This is a genomic window from Limnospira sp. PMC 289.06, from assembly GCF_032350395.1.
Lineage (GTDB): Bacteria > Cyanobacteriota > Cyanobacteriia > Cyanobacteriales > Microcoleaceae > Limnospira > Limnospira platensis.
On record NZ_JARPLC010000055.1, the window covers coordinates 1 to 11,669 of the forward strand.

The 11,669-nt window shown below is 42.0% G+C and carries 9 protein-coding genes and 1 pseudogene; 8 read left to right on the plus strand and 2 right to left on the minus strand.

Going from position 1 to position 11,669, the window contains the following annotated elements; genetic code table 11:
* The 3 genes and pseudogenes from P5674_RS12920 to P5674_RS12930 form a co-directional block, all read left to right on the plus strand.
* Nucleotides 1-255: pseudogene (locus P5674_RS12920) on the plus strand (gas vesicle protein GvpC); the annotation flags it as partial.
* A gap of 222 nt (nucleotides 256-477) precedes the next feature.
* A complete protein-coding gene (gene gvpN, locus P5674_RS12925; protein ID WP_006620381.1) occupies nucleotides 478-1,662 on the plus strand; it encodes a gas vesicle protein GvpN in 1,185 nt (394 codons plus the stop codon).
* Nucleotides 1,662-2,045, plus strand: coding sequence for a gas vesicle protein (locus tag P5674_RS12930; RefSeq protein WP_006670797.1), 384 nt, complete (start codon nucleotides 1,662-1,664; stop codon nucleotides 2,043-2,045). Before gvpN ends, P5674_RS12930 begins: the two co-directional genes overlap by 1 nt.
* Here the strand turns inward: P5674_RS12930 and P5674_RS12935 are convergent.
* Nucleotides 2,042-2,347, minus strand: a complete 306-nt coding sequence (locus tag P5674_RS12935) for an ArsR/SmtB family transcription factor (RefSeq protein ID WP_006620379.1) — start codon at nucleotides 2,345-2,347, stop codon at nucleotides 2,042-2,044. The two genes, P5674_RS12930 and P5674_RS12935, sit on opposite strands and share 4 nt — an antisense overlap.
* A 567-nt stretch (nucleotides 2,348-2,914) precedes the next feature.
* Between P5674_RS12935 and P5674_RS12940 the strand changes: the two genes are divergently transcribed.
* Nucleotides 2,915-3,421 carry a hypothetical protein gene (locus P5674_RS12940; protein WP_006670796.1) on the plus strand — a complete coding sequence of 169 codons (507 nt, stop codon included), beginning with the start codon at nucleotides 2,915-2,917 and terminating at the stop codon, nucleotides 3,419-3,421.
* A 135-nt stretch (nucleotides 3,422-3,556) separates the two neighbouring features.
* Complete coding sequence (locus P5674_RS12945; protein ID WP_006620377.1) at nucleotides 3,557-4,435, plus strand: alpha/beta fold hydrolase; 879 nt, start codon at nucleotides 3,557-3,559, stop codon at nucleotides 4,433-4,435.
* A gap of 54 nt (nucleotides 4,436-4,489) precedes the next feature.
* Here the strand turns inward: P5674_RS12945 and P5674_RS12950 are convergent, their stop codons facing one another.
* Nucleotides 4,490-6,100 (minus strand): glycosyltransferase family protein, encoded by a 1,611-nt coding sequence (locus P5674_RS12950; RefSeq protein WP_035736434.1) that lies wholly within the window; start codon nucleotides 6,098-6,100, stop codon nucleotides 4,490-4,492.
* 484 nt (nucleotides 6,101-6,584) lie between these two features.
* Between P5674_RS12950 and P5674_RS12955 the strand changes: the two genes are divergently transcribed.
* From P5674_RS12955 to P5674_RS12965, 3 genes are all read left to right on the plus strand, one after another.
* Entirely contained in the window at nucleotides 6,585-10,028 is a 3,444-nt protein-coding gene (locus P5674_RS12955) for a glycosyltransferase (RefSeq protein WP_315670029.1), read from the plus strand.
* 505 nt (nucleotides 10,029-10,533) lie between these two features.
* Nucleotides 10,534-10,677: a hypothetical protein gene (locus P5674_RS12960; protein ID WP_231852207.1), complete on the plus strand. Its 144-nt coding sequence runs from the start codon at nucleotides 10,534-10,536 to the stop codon at nucleotides 10,675-10,677.
* A gap of 423 nt (nucleotides 10,678-11,100) precedes the next feature.
* Nucleotides 11,101-11,244: a hypothetical protein gene (locus P5674_RS12965; protein ID WP_231852207.1), complete on the plus strand. Its 144-nt coding sequence runs from the start codon at nucleotides 11,101-11,103 to the stop codon at nucleotides 11,242-11,244.
* The last annotated feature ends 425 nt before the right edge of the window (nucleotides 11,245-11,669 follow it).

Sequence of the window (11,669 nt, forward strand, 5' to 3'; positions counted from 1 at the left end):
CGGGAACGGGAAAAGTCGGTTTGGGGTGGTGAAAGGGTGAAATCGACCCCAGCAACGCCTCAGAAGGCGAAGGCTAGTCAAACATTGGTTCCTCAAACCAAGCCGAAGGCGGTTAAATCAGCGCCTAGTACTACCACAGCAGCCCAATCAACAACACCTACCGCTGTGGTGGTTGCTGAACCAACAAAACCAGCAGTTCCCCCTAATCAGCCTAAACCAACTACTGTTGTTCCTCATCCCCCTAACCCCGGATGAACGGGTTTATGATTACATTTATCAGCAGTCGAGGGTACGATTGACTGATATTGAGGAGGATTTGCAGTTAAATCGCATTCAAACCGTTTATGCTTTGCGATAACTTCTGAACCAAGGTTGGATTGTTCAGAGCGTTCAAGCCTACTATGCCAACAGATCAAATGAAAATAGGGTTCGGGACTAAAATATCCCTAGCCTGGTAGCTTACAATCTAACATTAATATGACCACTGTGCTTCGTGCTGTTCCTAAAGGATTTGTTAACACTCCAGCCATTGAAAGAATTACAGTTAGGGCGTTGCGGTATCTTCAATCAGGGTTTTCTGTGCATTTGCGCGGACCAGCGGGAACCGGAAAAACTACCCTCGCCCTACATTTGGCAGATTTGCTTAATCGTCCGATTATGTTGATTTTTGGGGACGATGAACTCAAGTCCTCCGATATGATTGGTAATCAAACTGGTTACACCCGTAAAAAAGTGGTGGATAACTTTATCCACAGTGTAGTTAAATTAGAAGACTCACTCAAGCAAAACTGGATTGATTCCCGTTTAACCCTCGCCTGTCGCGAAGGATTTACCCTCGTTTATGATGAGTTTAACCGTTCCCGCCCTGAAGTCAATAACGTTCTGTTATCGGCTTTAGAGGAAAAACTATTAGTGCTGCCTCCCAATAACAGCCGTTCCGAATATATTAGGGTTAACCCCCATTTTCGGGCGATTTTTACATCTAATCCTGAAGAATACTGTGGCGTTTATAGCACCCAGGATGCTTTACTTGATCGCCTCATTACCATGAATATGCCGGAACCGGACGAGGCTACCCAACAGGAAATCCTCATCCAAAAAGTGGCAGTTACACCGGAAGAAGCCCAAACTATTGTAACATTAGTGCAGCAATTCCGAGAGGCTACCCATGCGATCGCCCCTAGTAAAATTCAGACGGTAGCCAGACAACAAACTAACGCCGATAAAGCCTCTGGGTTGCGACCTAGTTTGATGCTAGCCAGAATATGTCAAGAACATAATATCCCTATTGTTCCCATTGACCCCGATTTTCAAGAGGTTTGCCGTGATATCCTCTTATCGCGCGCTATTGGAGATATTGCTGAATTAGAAAGCCGACTTCATCAGATATTTGACCATTTATCAGGACTGGAAAATGACCAGATTATCGCTTTACCCCCTAGGGAAGAATTGACCACTTCATCAGTACCTAATAATCTTTCCGATACCGAACAGAAAATCTATACTTATATCAAAGACTCTGATGGGGCGCGAGTCTCCGAAATTGAGATAGCTTTGGGGTTAAACAGGGTGCAAACTACTGATGCTTTGCGCTCGCTGTTAAGAAAAAGTTATTTGACACAACAGGATAATCGCCTGTTTGTTGTTTATGAGGGTGATTAATGACATTACAATCACGTTCATCTAGTCCTCAGCGCGGAGTGCCGATGTCTACCTCCGGTTCATCCCTCGCGGATATCCTAGAGAGGGTTTTGGATAAAGGCATAGTTATTGCTGGGGATATTTCCGTCTCGGTCGGGTCTACGGAATTGTTAAGTATCCGCATTCGTTTATTAATTGCTTCCGTAGATAAGGCTAAGGAAATTGGGATTAATTGGTGGGAAAGTGACCCTTATCTTAGTAGCCAGGCGCAGCAATTATCACAGTCTAATGAACAATTGTTAGAGGAGGTTAAACGACTACAGGAAGAAGTGCGATCGCTTAAAGCCTTGACCTCCCAATCATCACAGCCAGTCACTCCCCCTAACTCCGAAAATGATGATTAATTTGAGCAAGGTAAAGCCGGAACCACTGGACTAAATCGCCGAAACTCCCCTAGATATTCTTCTAGGATAATCATTTGACTCAGGTTAATGCTATAATATATCCAGCGGCCCTCTTGTCGTCCTTTGATTAATCCCACTTCTTTGAGCGTTTTGAGATGAAAGGACAGTTTCGACTGGCTAACCTCTAAGGTTTCGCAGATTTCGCACACGCATAATTCCTGGTGGCGTAAGAGTTCTAGAATCTGAATCCGTAGGGGGTCAGATAGCGCGTGAAAGCTCAGGGAAATGTCTGTGTTGACCATTATTCGGAATCTTAACATATTCTCCACTTTAGCAAATTAATTGGGGGATTTCACACGCCTCACTTGTCCACAAAGTAGCCCAGCTAATATGTAAATTTTTGTAAAAAAACCCATCATTTGGGGGGTATAGGTTGACTTATCCCTTGACCATGGGTTAATATTTTACATAATGGGAATATGCATAATTTTTTTAGTGTTTTATACTCAATTATAAAACACTATATCCAATCTTATCACGGATTCGGGTTCTCGTCAACCCCTGGAAAGGCGGAAGGCGCACCAGTTTTTAAAAACATATCAGACAACCGGGGAAGGGAAAACTTGTGGGGTCTTACCGGACTTGATGAGATAGTGCTGCTAGGGGTTCCCCCCAACTCAAATCGCCCTATCCCTATGGCGGTTGATGAAGGTTAGACTCAGGGTAATCAGTAAGGTATCTCATACACTCTGCTGACCACCCACCTCGCGGGTTGCGCCTGATATCTGATCATATGCCCTAGGAGTAGCCCAGAGCAAGTATTGGGGGAATTCATGACTAAATATTTGTCAGATATTCAGAGGAAGATTATGTTAAAGAAATTACCAGTTTTGGGGTTAATGATAGTTCTAATTGCTGGATTAGTGTTTGGCGTTGGTACAGCAGGGGTTTTAGCGGATACTTCTTTACCACAACCTAATGATAATGGTGATTATATTGGCAATTCTAGTCACCTATATTGGCAGGTAGTTGACCCCGACCCCAATGGCTTAAATTGTCGCATGGGTTCTGAATCAATTAAAGAAGTATGGAACCCGGAAAAATCTGGTTTTCCTAACATTATCAATTTTCCGGTGGTTGAACGTTTACAGACTGATGAGGTATTTACTGGTAAGTTGAGTTATGGTGGGTTTATTGTCACTTTGGATTCTGATTTGAAACCGTGGATATATATTGAAGAAAAAGCTGACGGAACTCCCGCCAATTGTTTTGTTAGGGCTAATAATTTATTTGTTAAACCCATCGAAAAACCGACCATAGAAGAAACCATAGAAGAAACCATGGAAGAAGTCGAAGAAGTTATCGACAATGGATGATTGATAATTGTCTGATAGGGAATGATCACCTCATAATTACCAAATTCTGCCATTCCCTGTTACCTATTAGCCATTCTTAATCATTGAAGATTGCTATAATTATCGATTATCAATTATTCAAGATTAACTGTTCCCATGACAACAACTACCGTAGAAACTCAAACTTGGCTGTGGAAAGGATTTCCTATCTGTTATAGCGCCGCTGGAGACACAGGACCAGCGGTAGTATTAATTCATGGGTTTGGTGCAAGTTGGGGACACTGGCGCAAAAATATCCCTATTTTAGCTAATCAATGTCGGGTATTTGCGATCGACCTTTTAGGGTTTGGTGGGTCAGCTAAACCTTTACCCTGTAGTAGCCTATCTTATACCTTTGAAACTTGGGGTGATCAAGTGGCAGATTTTTGTCGGGAGGTGGTCGGAAGTCCGGCTTTTTTAGTGGGAAATTCTATTGGTTGTATTGTGGCTATGCAGGCGGCTGTCTCTCACCCAGAAATAGCGATCGCTGTAGGTTTATTAAATTGTTCTCTGCGACTATTACACGATCGCAAAAGGGCAGAAATACCCTGGTATCGGGGTATGGGTGCAGAATTAGCCCAAAAAGTGTTAGGTTTACGATGGGTTAGTCAGCTATTTTTTCGACAACTTGCTACTCCTAAAACTGTCCGTAATATCCTCCTACAGGCTTATCGGCGCAAAGAGGCTGTCACCGATGAATTAGTGACCATGCTTATCACCCCCGCCAATGACCCCAATGCTGTCGATGTTTTTGTGGCTTTTACTACTTATTCTCAAGGACCTTTACCAGAAGATTTACTCCCCATTCTTCCCTGTCCGGCGATAATTTTATGGGGGACAGAAGACCCATGGGAACCGATAAAACTTGGACAAGAATTAGCTAAATTTGACACAGTAAAACAGTTTATTCCTCTGGAGGGGGTTGGACATTGCCCCCAGGATGAAGCACCGGAGTTGGTTAACCCTATCCTGTTAAAATGGGTGTTAGATAGTTAACAGTTTATCTAACAGTTTATCCCCCCTATATCACTGACATGGGGGGATTTATTTCTAGGGATTATTAAACAGTTCCGGGACTCTTTGCTGGAGTTGTCTGTTTAACTCTGGGAGGCGATCGCACATTTCTAAATACCAGCGGTGACGCTGTTGGTAATGGTGACAAAGTAGGCGATTTTGTTTAACCCAATTATAGGCATTATCCGCAATTTGGCGGCGTAAGGTATGGTTATTAATTAGGCGGTTGAGTTGGGTTTCAAATTCTCGGATCGTCCGATAAATTAACCCGGTTTTTTCCGGCTGAATAGATAATTCATAAACCGTAGGACTGGCGAGGACGGCTACCCCATTACCCGCACATTCTAGGAATTTTAAATCTGATTTCATCATATTAACTGCTGTCGGGGTCAGGGGAAGTAAGGCTATGTCGCAGTTTTGCAGAATTTCTAAATAGCGGTTATACTGACAGAAAGGTTCAAAGGTTTTTTGGTCGGTGGCTAAGGCTTCAAAAAATTGGCGATCGTGAACTACTCGCACCAGGACTCGACCGGAATTGGCTGATAAAACTTTATTTAGAGATGCCATAATGGGGTCCCAGTCCTTCTCGCGGTTTAATGCGCCAAAAAATAGACTGATTTTCTCGTTGTCATAGTTATGGCGTGGGGGGGAAACTTCGGTTAGTTGGTTAGGGAAAACAGCTACATTAGGATTAAATTGTTGCAGAAATACTCCTAAAGGTTTGGTGGAAGTTTGGACACCGTGACAGCCTCGATAACTTAGATAATTATGCTCTGCATATTCTCGGCGACGCAGGGGGTTATCGTCAATTTCAGCAATGATTAAATAGTTTTCCTGTAGTAGTCTTTTCAGCACGGAAAGATGTTCTCGCGCTGACATGATGGTGCGCTGCCAGATGAAAATTTTGGCTTCCTGTGGTATAGTTGGTATAATTATCGCTGACCTGACTGAAGCAAAGGTGCGGACTCCGGGAATGGTGGCACTAAAGCGATCGGGATCTAAAACTCGAATGCGATCGCACCCCGTTGGTGCCATGATTGCTGTTTGGATTAATAGCCGTTTTGGGGGGTTACTCGACTTTATACCCCGCACTAGATAGTTTTCCGCTACCGTTTGCGCTCTATACTCTTTCAGGTAGACAACAGTAGAGGGATTAGTTGATTTCAGTCTCTCTAAAAACTGGTTAAACTCCCAACTGCGATCGCCTTTTGTCCGCACTTCATAGATATATAATCCCGCTCGATTAAAATGCGATCGGATTTCCTGTAAACTTAAACCTACATCCGACAACTGTGGCTTATCCAACGCTAAACTAACTAGCCGCCGCCAGTATTCGCTGTTAGGAATATCAGCGATAAATTGACCGTTAGGTTTCAGCCAGACACTGTAATCATTTACCAGTTTACCAAAATCATGCCCTGGAAAATTGACACAGGTATAAACCAAAACATCTATCTTCCCAAGATAATCACAAATTGTGCTTTTTGTCAAGTCCTGATCGGGAGAAATCTGCCAATATTGACATTCTGGGTTATTCCGCAGATAGGCTGACTTCTTCATATCTGGGTTAAGGCGATCGCTAATTTCAACAATGACGCGGGCATCTACAGGTAACACCCTCAACAATTCCGAATTCAATGTCTTCACCCAATGATTGTTTAAACTCTAATCTTCTTGGCTATAGGTTCGCCAAAATCTTGTCAATTTAGACACAGTTGATAACCATTGTAGCATCGGTGACAGATTCGGGAGCCTCTCGCAGGAGGAACCCATCAAAAATTCCCCATGGCTAATGTAAGTGATAGATAAATTTCGAGGCGATCGTCTCCTTTAATTTTCCAGACACCCATATATTGGCGGGTGTATATAATCAGCCTATCCCTCATTAATTATCATCATTGAATAGCCCACCTATTTCCGGTGGCGGGTCAAGTAGTTTGTCCGTGAGTGTCTAAGTATTGGGGAACCCCAAAATTCAGTAGAAACCAACCTGCTGAAATCATACCATCACAATTAAAGTAGATCGTGATTAGAGACAGTTGTCATATAATAGATGATCAGGTATCTCCCCTGCTCAAAACCCATGGACAGAGAAGAGAGTATCCTTAGTGATTAATGCAATTGGTAAATTATGCAGTGTAAAATTTGTGCCTCTGCTACCATATCCTTCGGTCAAACCATAGTTTTGAACCGATATAATGTTAACTATTTTCAATGCCAGAATTGCGGATTTGTGCAAACCGAAAATCCCTACTGGTTACCAGAAGCCTATAATCAACCCATTGCTAACAGCGACGATGGTTTAGTTTTCCGTAATCTCATGTTAGCTCAACTAGCCAGCCAAATCATCACCCATTTTTTTAATCCCGATAGTCAGTTTCTCGACTATGGAGGCGGTTACGGTTTATTAGTGCGGCTCATGCGAGATATCCGATTTAAATTTCACTGGTATGATAGCTTCTGTCCCAACCTATTAGCTACCGGGCTAGAAGCCAATTTAAACCCAGACCAACCCTATGAACTCATCACCGCATTTGAATTATTGGAACACTTTGCTAACCCCCTAGATGAAATCAACAAGATCCTGAAATTATCCAAAAATATTCTCTTCTCAACCGAACTTCTCCCCCCCCATAATCCCCAGCCTGGTCAGTGGTGGTATTATGCACCCCAGGAAGGACAGCATATAGCTTTTTACACCCCAAAGTCATTAGAAATAATCGCCCAAAAATTCGGCTTGAATATTTACTCTAACGGTTCATCCCTACACCTATTAACCGAGAAAGTTATCCCCCCCGGAGAATTTACCAAAATCGCTCAATATAACGCCCCCAATTTGCGAAAAATATTGTGGTCTTCCCGTAGCTATAGCCAAACTTTAGCCAAATTAGAAACAGTCGCACCCTCCCCAAAACCGAAAGTTATTACTCCCGAATTAGGTGTTAATGTCGCTGGCTTTGTTAATGGAGAATTTGGCATTGGTGAAGGAGTACGCGCCACCTTGAGAGCTATGGAAGCCGTTAACTTAAATGTGGCAATTAATAACTTTACTGGGAGTCCTCACCGTAAACAAGATCATAGCTTTGAAAATTTTACTTCCGCACATCCTTATCCCATCAACCTAATTCAAATTAATGCTAATGATGTGCTGAGATTTGCTCAACTTGTCGGCGCTGACTATTTTAAAAATCGATATAATATTGGTTTCTGGGCGTGGGAATTACCAGAGTTTCCCCCAGAGTGGGTTAAAGCATTTTCACTATTTCACGAAATCTGGACTTATAGTGATTATTGTGTCTCTGCTATTCGGCGGGTGTCGCCAATTCCCGTAATTAAAATGATGCCTACCGTCTCACTTCCAGAGGTGACTTTAAGTCGGGAACAGTTATCAATTCCCCCCGATAAGTTTATCTTTTTATTTATGTTTGATTTCTATAGCCGCATGGCACGCAAAAATCCCTTGGCGGTGGTGGAAGCCTTTAAAACCGCTTTCGGAAATCATCCTACTAATGTGGTGTTAATCTTAAAGTGTTCTAACTCTGATCGTTTCCCCAAAGAAAGAAATCACCTTTTTCAAGCGATCGCTAATTGTTCAGCCATTCAAATTATTGATGGCTATTTATCACGGGAAGAAATTAACGGCTTAGTTTATAACTGTGATTGTTATATTTCCTTACATCGTTCCGAGGGTTTTGGTTTAACCATGGCGGAAGCAATGTTTTATGGTAAACCCGTCATAGCTACTGGCTATTCTTCCAATACGGAATTTATGAATTTAGCCAATAGTTTTTTGGTCAAATATCGACGAGTTTTAATTGACCAAACAGACGGACCCTATCGACCGGGGAATGTGTGGGCTGCTCCCAACATTAAACAGGCGGCTGAGTTAATGCAATATGTCGTTAATCACCCAGAAGCTGCTTCCCAAATTGGTCAGCAAGCCGCTACTGATATCAGAACCAAATTAAGTCCTCAAACTATCGGCGATCGCATTTTTTCTCGCCTCCAAATTATCCAAAATGCTACCCAAAACTTTACTGATATACGTTCAGTTCCAATTAGGGAATTTTCACCGGAAACTACAACTCCTCCCTTGGTCAGTATTTGCATTCCCACCTACAACGGCGAAACCTTTATTAAAGACGCAATTCTCAGCGCCTTAAACCAGACCTATAGTAATTGTGAAATTATCCTAGCTGATGATGGTTCCATAGATGATACTATAGCGATCGCCAAATCTTCGCAAGCCTCATCACCTATCCCTTTTCGTATCCTCACTCATATTAACTATGGTTTAGTTGATAACCTCAATTTCTGTATTTCCCAAGCTCAAGGAAAATATGTTAAATTCCTATTCCAAGATGATACCCTTGAACCCAACTGTATAGAACAACTCGTGGCTATGGCTGAAGCCAACCCAGAAATTGGGTTAGTTTTCTCCCGCCGCCATATTATCCTTGATGATAATTCCCAGACTCATCCCCAATGTCAAGCCGCCTATAAAGGAACCCAAAACCTGCATCAAGACTGGTCAAACTTAAAAACAATTCAACCCGGTTCCCAATTATTATCAGACCCTAAATGCTTCCGAGGTCGGTTAAATAAAATCGGCGAACCGACAACTGTTTTAATTCGGCGTAATGTCTTTTCTCAATTAGGAGGATTTGACCCCGACCTACATCAATTATTAGATGCAGATATGTGGTTTAGAATTATGGCAGATTATCAAATAGCCTTTGTTGATCAAGCCTTATCTACCCTACGAATTCATCGCCAACAACAAACTCAACTCAATATTATTGCTGGTGAGAATATCCGAGACTATAGCCGACTATATCGGAAAATTATTATTGACCCTGACTATCGGTTTTTGGCGTTAAATATCAAAGAATATATCTTTCAACAACTGTTGTCTAAGTCTCCCCAAGATTATCTAAACTTAGCCGAAGAATTGGTTAATCAATATCGTCATAACCCCCACCATCAACCTACCCAGCAACACCTTCGACTCCTGCGAAAAATGACGGCGATCATCTGGCTTAAATCTCAGGCTGTTTCCTTGCAAAAATTATCTGATGGTGTTCAAGGAAAAGTGCATAAAATTCTCCTTAATAGTGGTATCCGTGAGTTGACATTGACCAACAGCGAATCTGAGTTTGTGGAATCATTGAAAATTCGGGTTTCTCAGGGATTTTCTGTTGAAAATGGTTGTCAATCTTGGTTGGCTGCTATGCTATATAAGCCGGCTTATCAATTGGGGATAAATTATCATAATGCGGTGATTCCTAATTATTTATTTGAGGATTTTCTGAAATTCATTTTCTCCCCTAGTTACCAATTTGCTGATGAAAAAGATAGGGCTGATTATGTCAATTTTACTCGCGGGGTATGGAAATACTTAAAACGCCATATTGACGAATCACCTTCCCAAGTCAGTCTCTGGGTTTATGTGGCTAAAATTGCTTTGGAATTATGGGATGAACGACCTTTGATTAACCTTAATCAAGATATCAGTGCAATATTGAGCGATCGCCATGGGGTTTGGGTTTTTTATAGTCGTCACAATAACCCCTAATTTTGACCGCCAATTATCCCATAATTCGGCTTTACCAGGCTTTCAATTAATCGCCAATTATCGGTTAATTGTCATTGCTTAAACTCCACAAAATCGGCTTTTATCTTATTGTCAGAAAACTTTATTTTTGAGGCACTTGACATTATAATTAAATTTTGTACAATAGAGAAAGGTATAATTGTCCTGTTTTGTGCAAATTTTCGCCAATATCCCAGATAACCCCAAATGTCAGGAGGTTAACCGGAAACACCAATCACTACCAAAGCCAGATATATCAAGAGTTTCCAGGTGTCTATCCCTACTTAGTCCTGAGTCTCTCAGCCAGTATCCCCCGCCTAGCCACTGTGCTAATTATGGCTGGCGCGTCACCAGTTTGGGGAATGATGGCCATAATTGGTCTGGACTCACCACCTTAACTTACAGCTTGTTCACCAGTCGCTTAATACATTGCCCTCACCCTAAATCTGGATCCCAGAGAGGGAGAGGGACTTTGAGAGGTGATCAGATGATTTCTGAACAGGCTGTAATGGGGTTTGGGTTTTTTATGGTCGCCACCACACTCCCTAATTTGTACCGCCAATTATCCCATAATTCGGCTTTAACAGGCTTTCAATTAATCGCCAATTATCGGTTAATTGTTATTGCTTAAACTCCACAAAATCGGTTTTTATCTTATTGTCAGAAAACTTTATTTTTGAGGCACTTGACATTATAATTAAATTTTGTACAATAGAGAAAGGTATAATTGTCCTGTTTTGTGCAAATTTTCGCCAATATCCCAGATAACCCCAAATGTCAGGAGGTTAACCGGAAACACCAATCACTACCAAAGCCAGATATATCAAGAGTTTCCAGGTGTCTATCCCTACTTAGTCCTGAGTCTCTCAGCCAGTATCCCCCGCCTAGCCACTGTGCTAATTATGGCTGGCGCGTCACCAGTTTGGGGAATGATGGCCATAATTGGTCTGGACTCACCACCTTAACTTACAGCTTGTTCACCAGTCGCTTAATACATTGCCCTCACCCTAAATCTGGATCCCAGAGAGGGAGAGGGACTTTGAGAGGTGATCAGATGATTTCTGAACAGGCTGTAATGGGGTTTGGGTTTTTTATGGTCGCCACCACACTCCCTAATTTGTACCGCCAATTATCCCATAATTCGGCTTTAACAGGCTTTCAATTAATCGCCAATTATCGGTTAATTGTTATTGCTTAAACTCCACAAAATCGGTTTTTATCTTATTGTCAGAAAACTTTATTTTTGAGGCACTTGACATTATAATTAAATTTTGTACAATAGAGAAAGGTATAATTGTCCTGTTTTGTGCAAATTTTCGCCAATATCCCAGATAACCCCAAATGTCAGGAGGTTAACCGGAAACACCAATCACTACCAAAGCCAGATATATCAAGAGTTTCCAGGTGTCTATCCCTACTTAGTCCTGAGTCTCTCAGCCAGTATCCCCCGCCTAGCCACTGTGCTAATTATGGCTGGCGCGTCACCAGTTTGGGGAATTATGGCCATAATTGGTCTGGACTCATTACCTTAATTAAGTGTAAGGCATATCACAAAACACGGAATTTGTCAATAGCCCAAATAAAAAAATGTTTAAATGTTGTGGAGAAGGGGAAAAGAGGAGA